Origin of the sequence: uncultured Cellulomonas sp. (assembly GCF_963527515.1) — a bacterium.
In the GTDB taxonomy this organism is placed as follows: domain Bacteria; phylum Actinomycetota; class Actinomycetes; order Actinomycetales; family Cellulomonadaceae; genus Cellulomonas.
The window spans coordinates 1-20687 of the sequence record NZ_CAURTV010000064.1; the positions used below are offsets into that span (position 1 = coordinate 1).

A 20687-nucleotide genomic window follows, 5' to 3' on the forward strand; every position below is an offset into this window, starting at 1 on the left:
CTGCCGGCCCTCCTGCGCGACCCGGGTGCGGCGGTCCGCTGGGGGCTGCCCGCCACGGAGACGCTCACCGAGCTCGCAGGTTCGGTCACGCTCGGTGCGCTGGTCCTCGCGGTGTGCGTGCTGCCCCGCCGGGCCGCGGTGGCGTCGACGCGCACAGCCCGGGCCGGCGTCGGCACCGTCGACGGGCGGGCGTACCCGCGCAGCACGCTCCTGGCCGGGTTCGCGGCCGGCGCCTGGACGATCCTGTCGATCGTGCACCTGGTGCTCACCTACGCCAACGTCGCCGGCCGTCCGCTCGACTCCGCCTCGTTCGGTGCGGAGCTGGGCGTGTTCGTCACGCAGATCGACATGGGCCGCACGCTCCTGCTGGTCACGGCGGTCGCCGCCGTCGTCACCGCGCTCGCACTCGTGGTCACCACGCCCACCGGAGCCGGGTGGACCGCCGCGCTCGTGCTCGTCGCACTGTGGCAGCAGGCCCAGCTCGGGCACGCCGCCGGCGCCGCCGGGCACGACATCGCGACGTCGTCGATGGTGGTCCACCTGGTCGGCGCGGCGATCTGGATCGGTGCGCTCGCCGCGCTCGCCCTGCTGGTCCGGCGCGTGGGCACCGACCTGCCGGCGTCCGTGGCGCGGTACTCCGTCATCGCCGGCTGGTGCCTCGTCGCTGTCGCCGTGTCCGGCCTGGTCAACGGGTTGCTGCGCACCGGAGGGTGGGAGGACCTGACCACCTCCTACGGCATCCTCCTGCTGGCCAAGGCGGCGCTGTTCGGGGTCCTCGGCCTGCTCGGCCTGGCGCACCGGCGCTCCGTCCTGCCGCGGCTGGCGACCCGCACCAGCGACTGGCTGTTCTGGCGGCTCGTGCTGGTCGAGCTCACCGTCATGGGGGCCGTGTCCGGGGTCGCCGTCGCGCTCGGCGAGACCGCGCCGCCGGTGTCCGAGGAGCCCCCGCTCGACCAGTCCCCGGCCTACCAGCTCACCGGGCACCCGCTGCCCGCCGAGCTCTCCGGCGTCCGCTGGCTCAGCGAGTGGCGGTGGGACCTCGTCCTCGCGTCCGCCGCCGTCGCCGGCCTCGTCGTGTACTGGCGCTGGGTCCTGCGGCTGCGGCGCCGGGGCGACTCGTGGTCCTGGGCACGGACCGCGTCCTGGACCGTCGGCATGCTGCTGTTCTTCTGGGCCACCAACGGCGGACCGGCGCTGTACGGGCACGTCCTGTTCAGCGCGCACATGGTCCAGCACATGGTGCTCGCGATGGTCGTCCCCGTGTTCCTCGCCCTGTCCGCACCCATCACCCTGGCCCTGCGCGCCCTGCCCGTCCGCGCCACCCAGCTCCGCGACGACGACTCCCGCGGCCCGCGCGAGTGGATCCTCACGCTCGTCGACAGCCACGTCGGCCACGTCCTCGCGCACCCCGTCGTCGCCGCCGTGAACTTCATCGGGTCGATGCTGCTCTTCTACTACTCCGGCCTGTTCGAGTGGTCGCTGCGCAGCCCCGTCGGGCACCTGGCGATGGTCGTGCACTTCACCGCCGCCGGGTACCTGTTCGTGAACGCCCTGGTCGGGATCGACCCCGGTCCGCGCCGGCTCGCCTACCCCCAGCGACTGCTGCTGCTGTTCGCGACGATGGTGTTCCACGCGTTCTTCGGGGTGACCCTGGTCAGCGGCGACGTGCTGCTGGTCGCCGACTGGTTCGGGCTCATGGGCCGGCCCTGGGGCGGGTCAGCGATCGCCGACCAGCAGCTCGGCGGCGCGATCACCTGGGGCATCGGCGAGCTCCCGACGCTGGCGCTGGCCATCGGTGTGGCCCTGGCCTGGTCGCGCGACGACGACCGCACCGCCCGCCGCCGCGACCGCCGAGTCGACCGCGACGGCGACGTGGAGATGGACGAGTACAACGCGATGCTCGCGGGCCTGGCCGACCGCGACCGCGGACCGTCTGACCCCCCGCGCTGACGCGCCGGCCTCCTGGCCTCTTGGCCCTTTTGGCCCTTTGGCCCTTTGGACCCTGGCCCCCTGGCCTTGGTCAGCCGCAGCCTGGTTGGTCGGGGTCCTCGTTGCAGTCCGCCGAGACCAGGTGCGATCGCCGCTCGACGATCTCGAACGCCGGCGACGTGCTCGTCGTCTCGGCGGTCCCGACAACCTCGCGCCAGGTGGCGTCCCCGTCGACGCGGTAGCGGCCCGACCAGGTGGTGGTCAGCGTGATGACCGCGGTGTCCGGCTCGGCGTACACGTGGAAGACGTCGAAGTCGGGGTACGGGTGTCCCGGGCTGTCGGTGGACAGGTCACGGGTCCCGTCGCCGAAGTCCCACGTCCAGCGCTCCGGGGTGGCGACCACGTCGACCCCGTACCCGAACAGGTCCGTGCGGAACGCCTGCTCCGCGGGATCCGTGAGGACGATCGTCTCCTTGTTGACCAGCACCCAGCCGCGGTCAGGTTGCATCTGGATCCCCGGCGGCGCGATGGGCAGCTGCCGGAAGTCCTCGGCCGTCATCGTGGGCAGCAGGTCGTCCGGGCACGCCCAGCCGACGACCATCCGCCACGGTTCCCATGGGGTGTCGGGCGTCGCACGGTCGCGACGCCAGAGGGGCTGGACCGGTTCCTCGCCGTCGCAGCTGGGCACCACCGAGCCGTCCGGCGGGGCACACGCGCCGCCGATGTCGGCCTCGAGCGTGCCGGAGGTCACGTTGCACAGGGCGGCGCGGCGCAGCTGGAACAGCTGGATGGCGGCCGGGGTGTTGGCCCGGGTGTAGGAGCGCAGACCTTGCTCACCGTCGAAGGCGCTGAGTCCGATGTAGTCGTCCTTCGCCTCTGCACCGGGTTTGAGTGCACGAGCGGGTGCGGCAACTGTGAGGCAGACGAACATGCAGACCGTCACGATCGCTCCTACGCGCGCCTTCATGATGCGGGCTCGTCCGTCGCGTCGACCCCTCGGATGGTCCACGCTTCGTTCCGCCAGTGGACAACCATCGACCACCTGGTGCGCGTCGTATCGGGAAACGACTCAAAGACGGTTCCGTCGGCGTTGACCGTGGACGACGGCTGCTGGACTGTCGCTAGTTGTGCGGTGTACGAGGCCCCTGGATTGATCTCCTCGCCGGTCGCTTCGACCACGGATATGGAGCCACCCGCGCTGCGACGCCCATTGGCGAACATCGCTACCACGTTGGAGTCGACGCTTGCGCAGAAGTTGCAGTCCGGATCACTGAGCGCTCGCCACTCAGCGAGTTCACCCGTCGCGTAGACGTAGGGGTAGAGCAGGGCGAAGTACTCCGCCACCGCGACAGCACCGTCGACGCTCGGGGGCTCATCCAGGGCAGCCGGCCGCTCGGGCTTCACGGTCACGTCCACGGATGGCGGGACCGTCGGCGTAGGTGTGGGCGTGGGGCTCGGGGTGCTCTCGATCGGCGGCGGCGTCGAGGACTCCGGCGCGGTCGGCGGACCGCCGGTGCACCCCGCCAGCAGGATCAACGCAGTCACAGGCGCGACGAGCCGGACACGATCGCGAGAGCTCGTCAGCCAGGGCATGCGGGCGAACGTACCGAAACCGGACACCACGCGTCACGACCTTCCGCGAATCTGTGGACAAGGGTGTGACCGCGGTTGTCTCACTGGTCACCCATCGGCCGGCGCCGGCTCGACCGCCTGGATGGCCCACGAGGCTCCGTCGTGGACCAGGAGGACGCTCGCCACGTAGGACTGTGGCTCAGTCCAGTCGCCGATCGCCTCGCCGTGGCTGTCGACGACCCGTGCCGGCGCCTCATTCATCGAGAGACCGACGCTGTAGGAGCCGGCCTCGGCCCCTGCGGACACCACGGAGTACCCCACCGTGACAGCTCCGCCCTCGCGGTGATGGCCCTGGTCGGCAAGTGCGTCGAGGTCGGCGACGACGGCGTGACAGAAGACGCAGTCGACCGCCGACAGCCGTTGCCACTCGTCCACGTCCCCCGTGGCGAGGACGTGGGGGTACATCTCCATGAAGTAGGTCGCCACGTCCACTGCGCCGATCGAACTCGGCGGCTCCGTCAAGGTCTCCGGTGCATCCGGTACGCCGTCATCGATCGGCGCACTTGTGGCCGTGGGCCGAGCCGGGGCCCCTATGTCCGACGGAGGACCACCGGTGCACCCCGCCAGCAGGACGAGCGCGGTCAGAAGAGCGACGAGTCGGAGAGGGCCACGGGAGCTGGTGAGGGGAGACATGCGGGGGAACGTACCGAGAGCGGACATCACCCCTGACGGATCCCCGTGCATCTGTGGACAACCGGATGTTCGGCTCGGGTGAGCCGCCCACAGCGCCCGATCACGTGCGCAAATGGCACCGGTCATCCGCCCACGAGTTCAGCCCGCCCGTGCGTCGGCTGGGGTGGCGCAGGTGCGAGCTCCTCGACCCATACCCGCGACGCTGATCTCGCTCGCGAGCCGACAGGGAGGTCTGCTGGCGGCGTCACAGCTCGACGCAGCGGACGTCGGCGCGCACCGGCGGCGCCGCCTGGTGGACGCCGGTGCGCTGCAGCGCGTGACCCACGGCGTCTACGACGTCGCGCCGGGCGCACTGCGGCGCGACGCTGACCACCGACGACGCCGCGCGGCATGGATCGGGCTGCTCGCCTACGGCCCCGGGTCGATCGCTGTCGGGTCGTGTGCGCTCGCGCTGCTCGGCGTCTCCGGGTTGCCGCTCCGCATTGTCCCGGAGGTGGCGCTCCCGGGCGGGCGGTTCGGCCGCCCTCGGGACGGGATCCGTGTGCGGCAGGTCCGCGACCCCGTCGGCAGCACGTCAGGGGCGCACGGCATCGTGTCGGTCGGCTCGGCACTCGTCCAGGCGCTCCCGGAGCTACCTCGTGCGAACGCCGTCGCCGTCCTCGACGACTGCCTCCGGCGCAAGATCCTCACGCCCGAGGGAGTCGAGGAAGTCCGCCGCCGGCTTCAGGGCCGGCGTGGGACCGGCGTGCTCGGCGCCCGCGTGTTCGACCGGGTGGACGCGCGCGCGGAGTCGCCTCTCGAGACGTTCGCGCGGCTGCAGTGCGTCGATGCAGGGCTCCCGCCGGACCAGCTGCAGGTCGAGATCCGCTCACCGGACGGCCACTTCCTGGGGCGCGGTGACCTCGGGTGGCGGCTGAGAAACGGCGGCTGGCTGATTGCTGAGATCGACGGCCGCGAGTTCCACGAGACACCCGAGGCGCTCCTGCACGACCGACGACGGCAGAACGCCCTGGTTACCTGGGGAGCGGCCCGCGTCCTGCGCTTCACGGCAACGGACATCGCGGCAGGCACGACGATCCCTGCTGCCATCCGCGAAGCCATCGACGCTGGGTCGAGAACAACCTGAGTGACGTTCACGTAGTCCAGAACGCCACTCACGTTGTTCTCGTCGCCGGGGCGTCCGCGGCGGGCGGATGTGGGCTCGTCGAGAACAACTCCAGTGACGTTCAGAGGGTGCAGAACGTCACCCAGGTTGTTCTCGTCGCCGGGGCAACCCGGCCGACCAACGGCCCGGGCGGACGTGGCGGCCCGTGGGGTGGTAGGACGGAGCGCATGACCTCGACGCCCTTTCATGATCTCGACCAGTACGTCGCAGTCCCGCGGCTCAGCGGGCTGGTGCTCTCGCCGGACGGGACGCGGCTGGTGACCAGCGTCGCGACCCTCGACGACAAGGCGACCAAGTTCGTCACCGCGCTGTGGGAGGTCGACCCGACGGCTGCCAAGCCCGCGCGGCGGCTCACGCGGAGCGCGAAGGGGGAGTCGAGCGCCGCGTTCACGCCCGGCGGTGACCTCCTGTTCACCAGCGCACGGCCGGACCCGGACAAGAAGGCGGACGACGAGGACGAGCCGGTGCCGGCCCTGTGGCTGATGCCCAGGGACGGTGCGGAGGCGCGCGTCGTCGCGGACCGGGCGGCGGGTCTGGGCGGGGTCCACGTGGCCAGGGACGCGGACGTGCTGCTGGTCGGCTCGGACGTCCTGCCGAGCGCCACCAGTGCCGAGACGGACGAGCAGCTGCGCAAGGCGCGCAAGGAGAAGAAGGTGCAGGCGATCCTGCACGACGGCTACCCGGTGCGGTACTGGGACCACGACCTGGGGCCGGAGTCGCCCCACCTGTTCGTCGCGCAGGTGGGGACCGACGTCGTCGCGCCCCTGGCCGGCGCCAAGGACCCCCGGCTGACCCTGACGGACCTGACGCCGGGCGCGCGGTCGGCGCTCGTGGAGCAGGCTGCGGCGATCAGCCCCGACGGTCGCACCGTGGTCACCGGCTGGAACGTGCCGCTCGCTCGCGGCGAGCAGCGCAGCCGGCTCGTCGCGGTCGACGTGGCCTCCGGTGAGCACCGGGTGCTGGTGGACGACGCGGGGGCCGACGTCTGGTCGCCGGTGATCTCGCCGGACGGTCGGTGGGTGGTGTTCTCGCGGGAGTCGCTGTCGACGCCGCACCAGGCGCCGCGGGTCACACTGCAGGTCGTGTCGCTCGACGGCGGGCAGCCCCGGACGCTCGTCGAGTACTGGGACCGGTGGGGGCACGACCCGGTGTGGACGCCGGACAGCGCGGGCCTGCTGGTGCTGGCCGACGAGGACGGCCGGGGACCGGTGTTCCGGATCGACCTCGAGCAGGACCAGGTCACGCGTGTGACCAGCGACGACGCCACGTTCACCGACCTGTCGGTCAGCCCGGACGGGCGGGTCGCGTACGCCCTGCGGACGTCGTACCAGGCGCCGTCGCACCCGGTGCGGATCGACCTGGAGACGGGTGCGACCACACCCCTGCCCAGTCCCGCGGCCACTCCCGAGCTGCCCGGCACGCTGACCGAGGTCGAGACGACGACCGCGGACGGCCGGCGCGTCCGGGCGTGGCTGGCGCTGCCGGAGACGAGCGAGAAGGCTCCGCTGCTGCTCTGGATCCACGGCGGTCCGCTGGGCTCGTGGAACGCCTGGTCGTGGCGGTGGAACCCGTGGATCCTCGTCGCGCGCGGGTACGCGGTGCTGCTGCCGGACCCGGCGTTGTCCACCGGCTACGGGCAGGAGTTCATCCAGCGGGGCTGGGGCGCCTGGGGCGGTGCTCCGTACACCGACCTGCTGGCCGTCACCGACGCCGCCGAGGCGCGCGACGACATCGACGAGACCCGCACGGCCGCGATGGGCGGCTCGTTCGGCGGCTACATGGCCAACTGGGTGGCCGGCCACACGGACCGGTTCCGCGCGATCGTCACGCACGCGAGCCTGTGGGCGCTGGACCAGTTCGGGCCGACGACCGACGCGGCCTACTACTGGGAACGGGAGATGACCGAGGAGATGGCGCTCGAGAACTCGCCGCACCGGTTCGTCGACAAGATCGTCACCCCCATGCTCGTGGTGCACGGCGACAAGGACTACCGCGTGCCCGTCGGGGAGGGTCTGCGCCTCTGGTACGAGCTGCTGGCCAAGAGCGGTCTGCCCGCCGACGAGGAGGGGAAGACACCCCACCGGTTCCTCTACTTCCCGGACGAGAACCACTGGGTGCTCAGCCCGCAGCACGCGATCGTCTGGTACCAGGTGGTGGAGGCGTTCCTGGCCGAGCACGTCCTGGACCGATCGGGTGACTATCCGCAGATCCTCGGGTGAGGCCTGCTCTCGACGTGCGGGGTTGCCCGGTCGGCGCCAGACTCACCGGTTGAGGCCGGGCGACAACCGCGCGGCTCGACGGAAGGACTGACATGGGTATCGGAGGCGGAATCGCCCTCATCGTCATCGGAGCGATCCTCTCGTTCGGCGTCAGCGACGCTGTCGAGGGAGTCAACCTGACGGTGATCGGGTACATCTGCATGGCCGCCGGTGTCATCGCACTGATCCTGGCGATCGTGCTCAACAACCAGCGCAGCAACACGTCCCACACTGCCGTCGTCGAGCAGCGCACCACGCCGAACGCGCCGCCCGCCCAGGCAGCCCCGCCGGCCGCGCCGGTGCAGCAGACCTACCAGCAGCAGCCGCCGCCGGCCCCGCCGGCCGTCTGACGGCACGCGCACGACGAGAACGCCCCCTCTCTCGGGAGGGGGCGTTTCTCATGCCTCCAGCGGACCGCGCACGATCGAGTCGCCGGAGTGCGCGGGGTCGCCGTCGAACTGCTCCTCGGAGACATCCACCACGGAGAACTGGCTCAGGTCCAGGCCTGCCGGCAGGTCGAACCGGCCCGACGTGCCCTCCAGGGTGCCGAGGCTGACCAGCCCGCTGACGTCGGGCTTGAGCAGCCAGACCTCACGGAACCCGTCCTCCGACGGCGTCTCCTTGGCCAGGTCCACCACCAGCACGCGGGTCCCGTCCGACCTCGTCTCGACGACGGCGGACCCGGACGCGTCCCAGCCCGGCAGGGGCTCGAGCACGGCGGTCGCCTGCACGGTCACCGGGTCGGGCTGGTTGGCCACCCACCAGGCGCCACCGCCGCCGACGACCAGCCCCGCGGCCGCGGCGCCGGCGATCCAGCCCCACGCTGTGGGGCGCTTCCGGCGGGAGTCGAGGGACACGACGGTGGCCGACGGCTCGGGCGCGCGATCCTGGACGTCGACGCCGGTGGCCAGGGCGCGCGTCGCGGGCGTCAGTGCGAGGTCGTCGGCGATCCGCTCCCAGACGTGCGGCGCGGGTGCGACGAGCGGACCGTCGGCGGCGCCGGTGCGGGCCAGCCCGACCACGTCACGCAGGGAGTCGAGCTCGTCGGTGCACCGCTCGCACTCCTCGATGTGCGCGAGGTCCGAGATCGAGCCCGCAGGCTCGCCGAGGGCGAGGAGCGCGAGCACGTCGTCGTCCACGTGGGACTCATCGAACGGCACCATCCACCTCCCATCGGGTCCGCAGCCGGGCGAGGCTGCGTCGGACGTGGCTCTTCACCGTGCCGAGCGGCAGGTCGAGCCGGTTCGCGATCTGGTCGTGCGTGAGGTCGTCGAAGAACGCCAGCCGCAGGATGGTGCGCTGCGGGTCCCCGAGCCGGTCCAGCTCGTCGGCCACCACGACGCGGTCCACCACGCGGCCGTCGACGGACGGCACGGGCAGGTCCGAGGCGCCGGCCACCGACTTGTCCCGGAGCCTGCGGTCCCGCGAGCGCTTCTCGTGCGTGTCCGCGACGACGTGCCGGGTGATGCCCAGCAGCCAGGCGGGGAGCCGGGACTTGTCGGGGTCGAACCGGTGCCGGCTGCGCCACGCCTCGACGAACACCTGCTGCGTCACGTCCTCCGCGTCCGTGGCGCTGCCCAGCGAGCGGAGCGCGACCGTGTGCACGAGCGCGGACCAGCGTCGGTAGGCCTCGGCGATCGCGGCCTCGTCGCCCCGCACGAAGGCGGCACCGAGCTCCTCGACGCCCTCGCCGTCCGGGTCGAGCCGGTGCCCAGGGCGCGCCGCATCAGCGGACCCGGTCCCGGGTGCGCTCACGGACGGCTCCTCCCTGATGGGCTCCCGGAGGACGGGAGCGCACAGCAGCGTAGTCATCGTCAGCCACCGATCGGCTCGGCGGTCACGACGACGTTGTCCGTATAGTGCCCGATGTCGCGGCGGAACGTGCCACCGCAGGTCACGAGCACGAGCCGTGGCGCACCCGACCGGTCGAACCACTGGTCCACGGGCGCACCGTCCTTCGGGACCTTCTCGACGGAGACGACGCGGTACTCGCGCACGACGCCGTCCGCCGTGGTCACCGTGACCCCCGCGCCGACGGCCACCTCGAGCAGCTTGGCGAACTGGCCGATCCCCGTCTGCACGGAGTCCACGTGCGCCGCGACGACGGTCGCCCCGGCGGGGTCGGCCGGCGCGGGACCGAAGCGGTACCAGCCGGCGCGGTCGGCGTCCTGCGGGATCTCCATCGCGCCGTCGTCCTGCACCCCGACCGGGTCCACGGCCATGTCGATCCCCACGTCGGGCACGGCGAGCCGGACGGGCGGCGGTGTCGCGACGACGGGCGCGGCGCCGAGAGCGGCGTCGACCACCGGGACCTGGGGGCCGGCGGGGGCGGTGGGGGTCGGCCGCGGCGTCGTCGTGGGGGACGGCGACGCCGCGACCTCCGGCCCGGAGGAGGATTCCGGACCGGTGCACGCGGTCAGCGAACCGAGGACCGTGCCGAGGGCGACCGCGGTCGCGAGCACGCGTGCCGTACAACGGCGCACCGCAGCCCGGGCGGGCGCGACGGCCTGCTCGGGCTGCGGTGTGCCGGTCATGAGGTGATCAGCCGCGCTGGGTGGCGGGGCGACGGGCGAACCCGAGACCGACGAGGCCGGCGACGACCAGGCCGGCGATCGCGAAGGTCCAGGCGGACGACCCACCGTCGGAGACGAGGCCGACCTGGCCGGCGTCGACCGCGGACGGGTTGCTGTGCAGGCCGGTGATGGTCTGCGTGGCGAGCGCCAGGGTCGACGGCGACGCGGTCGCGTTGCCCCAGGCGTAGACGATCGTGCTGGTGCCCTCGACGACCGGCACGTCGGCCGGACCGAGCAGCGCCGGCGTGGTGGTCCCCGTAGCGGTCACGCTGGCCGAGACCGTGCCGGCGGGCAGGTTGAGCACCTGCTCGTTCGGGTTGGTCAGGTTGGTGATGACCGGGGAGGTGCCGGCGAGGACGTCCACGCCAGGTGCGGCGGCGACGTGGCGGACCGTGAGCCGGCCCTCGCCCGCGGCGGTGGTGGAGATGTCGTTGGTGAACAGGGTGGCGGTCGGCGCGGCCGCGGCGTCGAGGTGCGCGACGGCGGTGTAGTTCTTGCCGGCCTCCAGCGCGAGGTCGACCGGGCCGATGGCCGGCGCGCTGGCGTCGGCGGCGTCGGCGGCCGTGATGGCGACCGTGTACGTGCCGGCGGGCAGGTCCAGCGGGCCGGCGAGCGTGCCGGGCGTGAAGTCGTCGAGGGTGCGCTCGCCGTTGACCCAGACGTCGACGGTGAGGCCGGGGACGCCGTGCAGGACGGAGAGCTTGGCGGGGTCGGCTGCCGAGGCGGGGACCGCGGCGAGCGTGACGAGGGCGAGGGTTCCGGCGGCGATGCCGGAGACGAGTCGAGCGCGCATGGTGGTGGTCCTTCGGGGACTGGCCCGGGAGAGCCGGGCTGCCGATGTGCTGACACCCCCTCTTCGGACCCAGTCCCGTTCTTGGATGCACCCTCATCACTTCGCGATGGCGATGCTGTGCTCGAACCCCGCGGCGGCGTCCACCCACTGCGTCCCGAGGCCCACCTGGACCGGCGTCGGCCGACTGGTCGTCGTACCGTCGCCGAGCTGCCCGCGCGCGTTGGCACCCCACGCCCACAGAGTCCCGTCGGCCCGCAGCGCCACGCCGTGGCCGCCACCCGCCGAGGCCTGGACCCAACCGGCTGCCGTGCCCACCTGGGTGAGCGGGGCGAAGACGCCGAACGACCAGAGAGTTCCATCGCTCCGGATCGCCACGTCGAACGAGCGCCCCGCGTCGATGGCCACCCACGTGGAGCCGGCGCCGACCTGCGTAGGTCGGTCGGTGAGCATCCACAGGGAGCCGTCCGTCTTCAGCGCGACGGTGTGGTCGTCGCCACCCGAGGACACCACCGTCCAGTCGGCGTCGGTTCCCACGCGGAAAGGCACGTTGTGGGTGCCGCCGGACGGGTCCCCGAATGGTCCGGGATCGTTGGCGCCCCAGCCCCAGAGCGTTCCGTCGGTCTTCACGCCGACGGAGTGGAAGAGGCCGGCGGACACCGACGCCCAGGTGAGATCGGTCCCCACCTTGACAGGGGTGTACTGCAGGCCGGGCTCCGGACCCGGTGACGGCCCGTCGCCGAGCGCGGCGTACTCGTCGTCTCCCCAGGCCCACAGGCTGCCGTTGGTCCGGGTCCCGAGCGTGTGCTGGTAGCCGGCCGACGCGGACGCCCAGTCGGCCCGGGTGCCGACCTGGCGCGGCAGGGTGGTCGGCATGCCTGCTCCCACGCCGACCTGGCCCCAGCCGTTGGCCCCCCAGCCCCACAGGGTGCGGTCGGCCCGGATGGCGACGTTCGTCCATGTGCTGGTCTCGACGTCGGCCCACGAGCCGGTCAGCACCCGCACGGGCGTCGAGCGGTCGGAGGTCGTGCCGTCGCCGGGCAGGCCCTGGCCACCTTCACCCCAGGTGTAGACGCCGGCCGTGCTGGCGACCGTGACGGTCAGCGTGCCGGTGATCGCGGTGTCGGTGGCAGTCAGCGTGCGGGGTCCGGAGCTGCGCAGGACGACCCCGGGGAAGGTGTGGACGCCGTTGTCTGTGGCGGTGAACGTGTAGGGGGCGGGCAGGGTGGCGGCGGGGTCGGTGCTGGTGAACGTGACGGTGCCGCGGTAGGTGCGGGAGTAGTTGAACCAGCGGTCCTTGGCGATGACCTGGACGGTGAACGGTTGGCCGGCCTGGGCGGTGGTGGGGGCGGTGACGGCGAACCGGGCGGCGGTCGCGGCGGCCACGGTGACCCGTGTGGTGCCGGAGCGGGTGCCGTCGGTGGCGGTCAGGACGCGGGTGCCGGCGGTGCGCAGGGTGGCCGTGAAGGTGTGGGTGCCGTTGTCGGTGGCGGTGAAGGTGTAGCCGCTGTGCACGGTGGGCGTGCGGGGGTCGTCGCTGGTGAGGACGACCCGGCCGCGGTAGCCGATGGCGACCTGGCCGGTGGAGTCCTTGGCGGTCACGGTGACGGTGAACGGCACGCCGGCGGTGGCGGTGGCCGGTGCCCTGACCGACAGGGTGGTCGCCGGTCCGGCCGCCGTAGCCGGTGGGGCACCGAGCACCGTGAGGGCGACCAGCGCCCACGCGCTCACGACGACTGTGACGATCCGACGGACCGAGGCGGCTGCGTCGACGCCCATGTTCCTCACCCCACCCGAGGACGCCGACGGTGGACGGCGACATCCGCGCCGTCCACCGTCCTCCGGTGGGACAAACCGTGTCAAGTCACCCGCGGGCGGCCTCCGCGAGGGCTGCGGCGAGGTCGGTCGGCCGCGAGAACATCGGCCAGTGGCCCGTCGGCAGGTCCACCCAGGTGAGGTCGTGGATCTCGCCGAGCTCGGTGTGGAACGGCGGGCCCCCGTTCGCCATGGTCTTGAGCTGCTCCGCCGGGATGCTGGTGCAGATCACGGTCGCCGGCACGTCGAACCGGCGCGGGTCGCTCACGTGCACCGCACCGCGCACCACCTGGACGGGATGGGGCACGGCGCGGCGCCGGAACTCCGCGAGCCTCTCGTCGTCGATCCCCTCGATGCTCGAACCCTGCGCCGCGAACTCCTCCCAGCTGGGCAGCGGCACCTCGACCTGCTCGGTGGTGGAGGCGTCGATGGCCGCCCCCTCCACGAGCGGGCCGGAGTCCACGTAGATCACGCGCCGTACGCGGTGCGGTCGCCGGTCGACGACCTCGCCGACGAGCGCGCCCCCGCCGCTGTGGCCGACCAGGACGACATCACCGCCCAGGCCGTCGACGAGGTCGGTGACGGCGCGGACGTGGTCCTCGCGGGTGATGCCGCCGCGGGCCGCGGCGGGCTCCACGCCGGGAAGGGTCGGTGTGTGGACGTCGAGGTCGTCGGGCAGTGCGGCGACGACGTCGTCCCACGCCCAGCCGCCGAGCCAGAAACCGGGGACGAGGATCAATGAAGTGGTCATGGATCCAGGTTGAACCCGGTCCGGTGACAACGGGATGTCACCTTTGTGTCACCATGCTGGAACCATGAACCGCACCGACCGCCTGTACGCGCTCGCGGAGGAGCTGCGCCGCGTCGGGCACGCCGGCACCACGAGCACGCGGCTGGCTCTGCTGTTCGAGGTGTCGGCGCGGACGGTGAAGCGGGACGTCTCGGCGCTGCAGCAGGCGGGCCTGCCGGTCGTCGCGCAGGCAGGGCTGGGCGGCGGCTACGTGCTCGACGCCTCCGTCGGCCTGCCGCCCGTGAACTTCACGCCGGCGCAGGCGGTCGCCCTGGCGCTCGCGGTCCGTGCCCTGCCCGCGGGCAGCCCGTTCGGCGCCGACGCCGAGGCTGCCCGCGCCAAGGTCCTGGATGCGCTGCCCCCGGCCGACCGCGTCCGCGCCGACGAGCTGGCCGGACGGGTCTGGTCCCGGCCGGACCGCACCGGGGACGACGTGGCGCCGCAGGTGCTCCGCGGGGTCGAGGAGTCGCTCGGGCGTCGTCGGGTGCTGGCGATCGAGTACCTGAGCTCGCGCGACGTCCTGACCCGGCGCCGGATCGAGCCGGTCGTGCTCGCCCGCACCGGCGGCACCTGGTACGTCGCGGCGTGGTGCCAGACGCGGGAGGGCCTGCGCTGGTTCCGCCTCGGACGGATCGTCCGTGCGGACCTGACGCCGGAGCCGTACGACCCGCGCCCGGTCGCGGACATCGGCACCGCGCCGCCGGATGCGCGCCCGGTGTCGTCGCGCCCCTCGGACTGACCGGGCAAACCCGGTGCACCGTGTCGGAGCCGCGCACTAGGTTGGGCGCGCTCCCACCCCCGCTGGTCGAAGGAAGCACGCATGCTCCGGTCCTGGTACCGCACCGCCGTGGTGCCGCGCGGCGTCATCGTCCGCCTGCTGCCCACGGCCGGCCCCGGTCTGGTGGTCGGGCTCACCGCGCTCAACCTGCTGCTCGGCCTGCTGCCGGTGGCGTTCGTGCTGGCCACGAGCGTGGTCGTCGGGCAGGTCCCGGCGGCGGTCGACGGCGGCACGGGATCGGCTGCCTGGAGCGACCTGGTGCGCACCTTCGTGCTCGCCGCCGTCCTCTTCCTGACCCGCCAGGTGCTGGCGCCGCTGCAGACCGCCCTCGGGGTGCGGGTGCAGCGACGGATCGACGGCGCCCTGCGCGACCGGGCCATGCGCGTCGCGCTGCGGTCGACGAGCATCGCGCCGATGGAGGACCAGGCGACGCTCGAGGCGCTGACCGAGGCGACGCGAGAGTTCGAGGCCGACTTCCGCAGCCCGGGCGCCTCCGCCGCGGGGCTGCTCGCCCTCGTGGCCCGGTACGTGCAGCTGATCGGGTTCGCCGCCGTGATCGGCGCGGTCGTGTCCTGGGCCGCCGCCGGGGCGATCCTGGCCGCGACGCTCGTGTTCCGGTACGGGCAGCGCGGCGGGCTGCGCCGGTACTCGCAGGTGTGGAAGGAGGTGATCGGCTTCCGTCGCCGGTCGGTCTACCTGCGCGAGGTCGCCATGGGCCCCGGCGCCGCCAAGGAGATGCGGGTGTTCGGGCTCGCGGGCTGGTTCACCGACCAGTACGGCGACGCGACGCGCAGCATGCTGGGCCCGGTCGCCGCACGCCGCCGCCAGCTCTACCTCGTGCCCTACCTCGTCTACACGACGATCGGGCTGGTGGTCGCGTCCGCCGTCCTGGTGACGATCGCCCGGTCGGCGGCGGCGGGGGACATCACGCTCACCGCCCTGGCGCTCGGCATCCAGTCGGTCGTCGCGGCGATCGCGCTGGGCGAGTACTACCCCGAGTCCGACGTGCAGACGCAGTACGGCATGCAGTCGGTCGCGGCGCTGGGCGAGTTCGAGGCGCGGATGGCCGACGCCGAGGCGCGGCTGCCCGCTGCGGGCTCCGGGCTGCCCGTCCCCGCCGCGGCCCCCGAGTCGGCGCTGCGGTTCGAGGGCGTGCACTTCACCTACCCCGGCAGCGGCCGGCCCGTCCTGGACGGGCTCGACCTGGAGCTCCCCGCCGGCCTGTGCACCGCCGTCGTCGGGGTCAACGGCGCCGGCAAGACGACCCTGGTCAAGCTGCTCACCCGCCTGCACGAGCCCACCGCCGGGCGCATCACGGTCGACGGGACCGACCTGGCGGACCTGGACGTGGCCGCGTGGCGCCGCCAGGTCAGCGTGGTGTTCCAGGACTTCGTGAAGTACGAGCTGTCGGCGTCCGACAACATCGCGGTCGGCGCCGTGCATGCCCCGCGCGACCAGGCGGTGCTGCGCGGCGCGGCCGAGCGGGCAGGGATCGCCGACGCGGTCGACGCCCTGCCGTCCGGCTTCGACACCACCCTGTCCCGCTCCTACGAGGGCGGCGCGGACCTGTCCGGCGGGCAGTGGCAGCGGATCGCGATCGCGCGGTCGCTGTACGCGCTCGAGGCGGGCGCACGGCTGCTGGTGCTCGACGAGCCGACCTCCGCGCTCGACGTCCGTGCGGAGGCCGCGTTCTTCGACCGGTTCGTCGAGCTCACGCGGGGCGTCACGTCCGTGCTGATCTCGCACCGGTTCTCCAGCGTGCGGCGAGCGGACCGGATCGTGGTCATCGACGCCGGCCGCGTGGTCGAGCAGGGCACGCACGACGAGCTCGTCGCCGCGGGCGGGCACTACGCCCGGCTGTTCCGGCTGCAGGCCGAACGGTTCGCCGCAGGACTGGACGCCGACGGGAACGAGGTGGAGTCGTGAGGCAGACGATCCACGGCAGCTGGGCGCTGCTGCGGCTGGCCGGGAGCATCAGCCCGGGCAAGCTCACCCTGTCCGCCGTGCTCATGGTGCTGCAGTCGGTGGCGCTGCCGCTGGCCGCCCCCGCGCTCGCGGCGCTGACCGACGCCGCGGTGGCGGGGGACACCCGGCGCGCGTCGGTGGCCGCGGTGCTCGTCGCCGCCACGGTGGTGGCCGCCCTGACCGCCGGGCACTTCGCGCACATCTTCTACTTCGAGCTGGGCGACGAGGCGGTCATGCGCCTGGAGCGGGACCTCATCGGGCTCTCGCACGACTCCCCGGGGATCGAGCACCACGAGCGCCCGGAGTACGCCGACCGCCTCCAGGTGCTGCGCACGGAGCTGGACCGGTCCGGCTGGGGGTCCATGCAGGCGCTGCTGTCCGCGATCGGGCTCGGCGTCGCGCTCCTCATCACGGGCGTCCTGCTCGCTCAGCTCAACCCGTGGCTGCTCCTGCTCCCGCTCGCCGCCGTGCCGCCCCTCGTCCTCGGCCGGCGGGCGGAGAGCGTGCTGGGTGCCGCGCGCACGGCGGCCGCCACCGACAACCGCCGCGCGCGGCACCTGTTCACCCTGGCGCTCGACGCGTCGGCCGCCAAGGAGCTGCGCACCTGCGGGCTGGGCGAGGAGGTCCGTGCGCGGCTCGGCCGGTCCTGGGACGCGGCGACCGCGGTGCTCTGGGCGGGCGAGGTGCGGGCCGACGCCCTGCGCGCGGCCGGTCAGCTGGCGTTCGCGGTGGCCTACGTGGCCGCCACGCTGCTCGTCCTGCGGGACGCGGTCTCGGGGCAGCGCACGGTCGGTGACGTGGTGCTCGTGATCACGCTGGCGTCGCAGGTCAACCAGCAGGTCACCGCCGCGGTGACGATCCTCCAGCAGCTGCAGCGGTCGGCCCGCACCATGACGGACCTCGCCTGGATGCGCACGCTGGTGCGGGCGCAGACGGTGCAGGGCGCCGGGGTGCCCGCCCCCGAGACGCTGCGGGACGGCATCCGGTTCGACGGCGTCTCGTTCACCTACCCCGGCACCGACACACCGGTCCTCGAGGCGGTCGACCTGGTGCTGCCCGCCGGCACCAGCGTCGCCATCGTCGGCGAGAACGGTGCCGGCAAGACCACGCTGGTCAAGCTGTTGTGCCGGTTCTACGCCCCCACCACCGGCACGATCACGGTGGACGGCGTCGACCTGCACGACCTCGACCCGGTGGCCTGGCGGGACCGCACCGCCGCCGGCTTCCAGGACTTCTGCCGGTTCGAGCTGCTCGCCCGGCAGAACGTCGGCGTCGGCGACCTGCCGCGCATCGGGTCCGACGCGGCCGTGCTCGGTGCGCTGGAGCGGGCGCACTCGGCGGACGTCCTGGCGCGCCTGGACGACGGGCTCGACACGCAGCTGGGCACCGCCCACGCGGACGGCGCCCAGCTGTCCGGCGGGCAGTGGCAGAAGCTCGCGCTCGGGCGGGCGATGATGCGCGAGCAGCCGCTGCTGGTGGTGCTGGACGAGCCGACGTCGGCGCTGGACGCGCAGGCCGAGCACGACCTGTACGAGCGGTACGCCGCCCACGCCGCGGCGGTCGGCGCGACGACCGGGGCCGTGACCGTGCTGGTCTCCCACCGGTTCTCCACCGTCCGCATGGCCGATCTCATCCTTGTCGTCGCCGACCACCGGGTCGTCGAGTCCGGCTCGCACGAGGAGCTGGTGTCCCAGGGCGGTCTGTACGCCGAGCTGTTCGGGATCCAGGCCGCGGCCTACCGCTGATCCGCCTGCGGGTGTGGGCGCCGGGCGGCAGACTGGCAGCGCTCCGGGACCTACCGGGCGAACCGACCAGCAGGGGGATCCATGGACCACGGCGAGGCACGCAAGACGAAGGCGCAGGCGGTCGACCTCGCACGGGAGCTGTCCGAGCGTGCGGTGCGGCCGGCGCACGTCGCCGAGGGCGCCCCCGCCCTGTCCATCGGTCTCGCTCCTCAGCCGGACGGGTCGTACGCCCTGGCGGTCCGGTACCGCCTCGGTCTGCCGTCGGTCCGCAGCATCGCCCGCAAGATCGTCGCCGAGGCAGGTCCGCGGGTGGACGTCCGCCGCACGGGCCGGATCAGCACGCTCGCGGACGGTGACGACCCGGCCAAGGTGCGCCCCCGTCCTCCCGTGATCACGGCCCGCGCCCTGGGCCAGACCGGGCGGGTGCGACCGCTGCGCCCGGGCGTCTCCATCGCCCACGTGGACGTCTCCGCGGGCACGCTCGGCGCGTTCGTGCACAAGGACGGCGTGGTCCACGCGCTGTCCAACTACCACGTGCTGTCCGGCACCCCGCAGGCCGCGGTCGGTGACCTGATCGTCCAGCCCGGTCCGGCCGACGGCGGACGAGCTCCGCGGGACCGCGTCGGCGCGCTCGCCGCCCGGGTGGACCTGGAGCAGGGTCTCGACGCCACGGTCGACTGCGCGATCGCCCTCCTGGACGACCAGGAGGTGGACCTGGAGTACCCGGTCGGCCGGATCACCACCACGGCCGTGGCCCTCGGCGGGGAGAAGGTCGCCAAGATCGGCCGCACCACCGCGGTCACCCGCGGTCACGTGACCGCGATCGAGCTGGACGACGTGGTGGTCGGCTACGGCGAGGAGCTGGGGGAGATCGGCTTCGACAACCAGATCGAGATCGAGTCCACCGGCTCCGGTCCGTTCTCCCGCGGCGGCGACTCGGGCTCGCTGGTGTACCGCGAGGACGGCGTCGCGCTCGGGCTGCTCTTTGCAGGCTCGGAGTCGGGGGGAGAGAATGGCACCGGGTTGACCTATATCAACCCCATCGATGCCGTTCTGGGCGCCCTAGGGGTCACACTGGTCTGACGATCGTCGGGCCGCCGCCTCCTGCGGCCGTCGCGGTCGGCGGAAGGCGGGACAGCATGGCGGACCTCGAGCAGGCGCGGGCAGCGAAAGAGCACCTGCGTTCCTCGCTGAAGGGGCGCTCGGACGTGCGGGGCATCGGCATCGCCCGGTCGTCCGACGGGTACCAGCTGCAGGTGAACATGTCCCGGGACCCGGGCTCCGACCTGCCGGGCGCGGTCGACGGGGTCGACGTCCGGGTTCGCGTGGTCGGCGCCGTACGCGCGAGCGCCTGAGCGGAGGGGGCGCCACCTGCACAGACGTCGGCGTCCTCCACGTAACCGCTTCCGCTTCGCCAGGACGGGTGATCTCACGCACCTCTCATCCGTCTGCGTCGCTCCCGGCGCGATCGAGGGTCGATGATGGGCGACGTGACACGTCGTGGCACGACGGCCCCCGGTGCGCGCTCGGACAGCAGGTCCGCCGCGGACGTGGTCGGCGTGCGCGCGCTCGCGCTCGCCGCGCACCGGCTGGACCGCTGCCGGTCGGTCGACGAGGTCGCGCAGGTGGCCACCGCGTCGGGCATGCAGGTGCTGGGCGCCAGCCGCGTGGCCTTCTGCCGGATCGACCAGGACACCTGCCGCGTCGTGCTCGTCGAGCCCGCCCCCACGGACCCGCGGGCCGTGTGGCTGGCCCGCGCGTCGCTGCGCGCCGCCGAGCGTCCCGCGCTGCGTGCCCTGATCCGCGACCGCGCCAGCTGGGTGGCCCACGCCCGCACGGTGCACGACGAGCCGACGGTGCCCGACGACCCCGACGCCGGCGACCCGGTCGAGGTGGACACGCTCCGTGAGTTCGACGCGGCCAGCGCCCTGGCGTCGCCGCTCGTGGTCAACGGTGGTGTCTGGGGCCAGCTCTACGCCGTCCGGCTGCGGCCGGGTCCCCCGTTCCGGGTCGACGACATCGCGCGCGCCGAGGTGCTCGCCGCGCTGGTCTCCGGAGCGATCGCCCGCGTCGACCTCGAGGCGCAGGTGCGCCACCTGGTGGCGGACGACCCGCTGACCGGGCTGGCCAACCGCCGGATCGCCGACGCCGAGGCGGAGGCAGCGCTCGAGTCCGGCCTCGAGACCTGCATCGTCATGTGCGACGTCGACGGCCTCAAGCGGGTCAACGACGAGCTGGGCCACGACACCGGCGACGACCTCCTGCGGTCCGTGGCGGACGTCCTGCGGCGGGCCTCCGACGCCCTGCCGGGGTCCACCGCCGCGCGCATCGGCGGCGACGAGTTCTGCGTGGTGACCGTCGGACGCCGGCGCGCGGAGGTGGCCGACGTGGTCGCCGCGACCATCGCCGAGTTCCCCCTGCCGCACGGCGCCGCGATCTCGTACGGCATCGCCTCCACCGCGGTCACCGGCTCGGTGTCCGCGCGGCACCTGTTCCGGCAGGCCGACACCGCGCAGTACAAGGCGAAGCGGGCTCGCGCCCGGGCGCTGCGCGCGATGGTGCCCGCGACGGCCGACCCCGCGGTCACCGCCGAGCGGGTGCTGGTCGCCGGGAC

19 protein-coding genes are annotated in these 20687 nt (G+C 73.3%); 10 read left to right on the top strand and 9 right to left on the bottom strand.

Going from position 1 to position 20687, the window contains the following annotated elements:
- Nucleotides 1-1950 (top strand): cytochrome c oxidase assembly protein, encoded by a 1950-nt coding sequence (locus RYN42_RS13825; RefSeq protein ID WP_399552495.1) that lies wholly within the window; start codon nucleotides 1-3, stop codon nucleotides 1948-1950.
- 70 nt (nucleotides 1951-2020) lie between these two features.
- On the opposite strand, the gene RYN42_RS13830 is transcribed toward RYN42_RS13825, so the two are convergent.
- The 3 genes from RYN42_RS13830 to RYN42_RS13840 form a co-directional block, all read right to left on the bottom strand.
- Entirely contained in the window at nucleotides 2021-2872 is an 852-nt protein-coding gene (locus tag RYN42_RS13830) for a hypothetical protein (RefSeq protein ID WP_315097039.1), read from the bottom strand.
- A 20-nt stretch (nucleotides 2873-2892) separates the two neighbouring features.
- Nucleotides 2893-3522, bottom strand: a complete 630-nt coding sequence (locus RYN42_RS13835) for a DUF6318 family protein (protein WP_315097041.1) — start codon at nucleotides 3520-3522, stop codon at nucleotides 2893-2895.
- Between the two features lie 87 nt (nucleotides 3523-3609).
- Nucleotides 3610-4194: a DUF6318 family protein gene (locus RYN42_RS13840; RefSeq protein ID WP_315097043.1), complete on the bottom strand. Its 585-nt coding sequence runs from the start codon at nucleotides 4192-4194 to the stop codon at nucleotides 3610-3612.
- 172 nt (nucleotides 4195-4366) lie between these two features.
- Between RYN42_RS13840 and RYN42_RS13845 the strand changes: the two genes are divergently transcribed.
- The 3 genes from RYN42_RS13845 (at nucleotide 4367) to RYN42_RS13855 (ending at nucleotide 7967) form a co-directional block, all read left to right on the top strand.
- The gene (locus tag RYN42_RS13845; RefSeq protein ID WP_315097045.1) at nucleotides 4367-5320 is read left to right on the top strand and encodes a type IV toxin-antitoxin system AbiEi family antitoxin domain-containing protein; all 954 of its coding nucleotides are present in this window, start codon (nucleotides 4367-4369) and stop codon (nucleotides 5318-5320) included.
- Nucleotides 5321-5526: 206 nt separating this feature from the next.
- Nucleotides 5527-7578 (top strand): alpha/beta fold hydrolase, encoded by a 2052-nt coding sequence (locus tag RYN42_RS13850; protein WP_315097047.1) that lies wholly within the window; start codon nucleotides 5527-5529, stop codon nucleotides 7576-7578.
- A gap of 92 nt (nucleotides 7579-7670) precedes the next feature.
- The gene (locus RYN42_RS13855) at nucleotides 7671-7967 is read left to right on the top strand and encodes a DUF6458 family protein (protein WP_315097049.1); all 297 of its coding nucleotides are present in this window, start codon (nucleotides 7671-7673) and stop codon (nucleotides 7965-7967) included.
- A gap of 48 nt (nucleotides 7968-8015) precedes the next feature.
- On the opposite strand, the gene RYN42_RS13860 is transcribed toward RYN42_RS13855, so the two are convergent.
- The 6 genes from RYN42_RS13860 to RYN42_RS13885 all read right to left on the bottom strand — a co-directional run bounded on the left by RYN42_RS13860 (nucleotide 8016) and on the right by RYN42_RS13885 (nucleotide 13546).
- Nucleotides 8016-8780 (bottom strand): anti-sigma factor, encoded by a 765-nt coding sequence (locus RYN42_RS13860; RefSeq protein ID WP_315097051.1) that lies wholly within the window; start codon nucleotides 8778-8780, stop codon nucleotides 8016-8018.
- A complete protein-coding gene (locus RYN42_RS13865; protein WP_315097053.1) occupies nucleotides 8764-9372 on the bottom strand; it encodes a sigma-70 family RNA polymerase sigma factor in 609 nt (202 codons plus the stop codon). The genes RYN42_RS13860 and RYN42_RS13865 overlap by 17 nt, the downstream gene beginning before the upstream one ends.
- A 59-nt stretch (nucleotides 9373-9431) precedes the next feature.
- Nucleotides 9432-10151, bottom strand: coding sequence for a class F sortase (locus RYN42_RS13870; protein WP_315097055.1), 720 nt, complete (start codon nucleotides 10149-10151; stop codon nucleotides 9432-9434).
- 7 nt (nucleotides 10152-10158) lie between these two features.
- Nucleotides 10159-10983: a DUF4397 domain-containing protein gene (locus RYN42_RS13875; RefSeq protein ID WP_315097056.1), complete on the bottom strand. Its 825-nt coding sequence runs from the start codon at nucleotides 10981-10983 to the stop codon at nucleotides 10159-10161.
- Nucleotides 10984-11079: 96 nt separating this feature from the next.
- A complete protein-coding gene (locus RYN42_RS13880) occupies nucleotides 11080-12759 on the bottom strand; it encodes a hypothetical protein (protein WP_315097058.1) in 1680 nt (559 codons plus the stop codon).
- Between the two features lie 85 nt (nucleotides 12760-12844).
- Nucleotides 12845-13546 carry an alpha/beta hydrolase gene (locus RYN42_RS13885; RefSeq protein ID WP_315097059.1) on the bottom strand — a complete coding sequence of 234 codons (702 nt, stop codon included), beginning with the start codon at nucleotides 13544-13546 and terminating at the stop codon, nucleotides 12845-12847.
- A gap of 64 nt (nucleotides 13547-13610) precedes the next feature.
- Here RYN42_RS13885 and RYN42_RS13890 point away from each other — a divergent pair, with 64 nt between their 5' ends.
- The 6 genes from RYN42_RS13890 to RYN42_RS13915 all read left to right on the top strand — a co-directional run.
- A complete protein-coding gene (locus RYN42_RS13890; protein ID WP_315097061.1) occupies nucleotides 13611-14324 on the top strand; it encodes a WYL domain-containing protein in 714 nt (237 codons plus the stop codon).
- A gap of 81 nt (nucleotides 14325-14405) precedes the next feature.
- Nucleotides 14406-16289 carry an ATP-binding cassette domain-containing protein gene (locus RYN42_RS13895; RefSeq protein WP_315097062.1) on the top strand — a complete coding sequence of 628 codons (1884 nt, stop codon included), beginning with the start codon at nucleotides 14406-14408 and terminating at the stop codon, nucleotides 16287-16289.
- A complete protein-coding gene (locus RYN42_RS13900; RefSeq protein ID WP_315097064.1) occupies nucleotides 16286-18073 on the top strand; it encodes an ABC transporter ATP-binding protein in 1788 nt (595 codons plus the stop codon). The genes RYN42_RS13895 and RYN42_RS13900 overlap by 4 nt, the downstream gene beginning before the upstream one ends.
- An 81-nt stretch (nucleotides 18074-18154) precedes the next feature.
- A complete protein-coding gene (locus RYN42_RS13905; RefSeq protein WP_315097066.1) occupies nucleotides 18155-19156 on the top strand; it encodes a hypothetical protein in 1002 nt (333 codons plus the stop codon).
- Between the two features lie 56 nt (nucleotides 19157-19212).
- On the top strand, nucleotides 19213-19428 hold the full coding sequence (locus tag RYN42_RS13910) for a hypothetical protein (protein WP_315097068.1): 216 nt from the start codon (nucleotides 19213-19215) through the stop codon (nucleotides 19426-19428).
- A 126-nt stretch (nucleotides 19429-19554) separates the two neighbouring features.
- On the top strand, nucleotides 19555-20687 hold a 1133-nt coding region (locus RYN42_RS13915; RefSeq protein WP_315097069.1), incomplete at its 3' end, for a sensor domain-containing diguanylate cyclase.

What these genes read in the sequence shown, in the direction of transcription:
- RYN42_RS13835 (WP_315097041.1), bottom strand. Translation starts at nt 3,522, where the DNA reads ATGCCCTGGCTGACGAGCTCTCGCGATCGTGTCCGGCTCGTCGCGCCT.
- RYN42_RS13840 (WP_315097043.1), bottom strand. Translation starts at nt 4,194, where the DNA reads ATGTCTCCCCTCACCAGCTCCCGTGGCCCTCTCCGACTCGTCGCTCTT.
- RYN42_RS13850 (WP_315097047.1), top strand. Translation starts at nt 5,527, where the DNA reads ATGACCTCGACGCCCTTTCATGATCTCGACCAGTACGTCGCAGTCCCG.
- RYN42_RS13855 (WP_315097049.1), top strand. Translation starts at nt 7,671, where the DNA reads ATGGGTATCGGAGGCGGAATCGCCCTCATCGTCATCGGAGCGATCCTC.
- RYN42_RS13860 (WP_315097051.1), bottom strand. Translation starts at nt 8,780, where the DNA reads ATGGTGCCGTTCGATGAGTCCCACGTGGACGACGACGTGCTCGCGCTC.
- RYN42_RS13870 (WP_315097055.1), bottom strand. Translation starts at nt 10,151, where the DNA reads ATGACCGGCACACCGCAGCCCGAGCAGGCCGTCGCGCCCGCCCGGGCT.
- RYN42_RS13875 (WP_315097056.1), bottom strand. Translation starts at nt 10,983, where the DNA reads ATGCGCGCTCGACTCGTCTCCGGCATCGCCGCCGGAACCCTCGCCCTC.
- RYN42_RS13880 (WP_315097058.1), bottom strand. Translation starts at nt 12,759, where the DNA reads ATGGGCGTCGACGCAGCCGCCTCGGTCCGTCGGATCGTCACAGTCGTC.
- RYN42_RS13885 (WP_315097059.1), bottom strand. Translation starts at nt 13,546, where the DNA reads ATGACCACTTCATTGATCCTCGTCCCCGGTTTCTGGCTCGGCGGCTGG.
- RYN42_RS13890 (WP_315097061.1), top strand. Translation starts at nt 13,611, where the DNA reads ATGAACCGCACCGACCGCCTGTACGCGCTCGCGGAGGAGCTGCGCCGC.
- RYN42_RS13895 (WP_315097062.1), top strand. Translation starts at nt 14,406, where the DNA reads ATGCTCCGGTCCTGGTACCGCACCGCCGTGGTGCCGCGCGGCGTCATC.
- RYN42_RS13905 (WP_315097066.1), top strand. Translation starts at nt 18,155, where the DNA reads ATGGACCACGGCGAGGCACGCAAGACGAAGGCGCAGGCGGTCGACCTC.
- RYN42_RS13910 (WP_315097068.1), top strand. Translation starts at nt 19,213, where the DNA reads ATGGCGGACCTCGAGCAGGCGCGGGCAGCGAAAGAGCACCTGCGTTCC.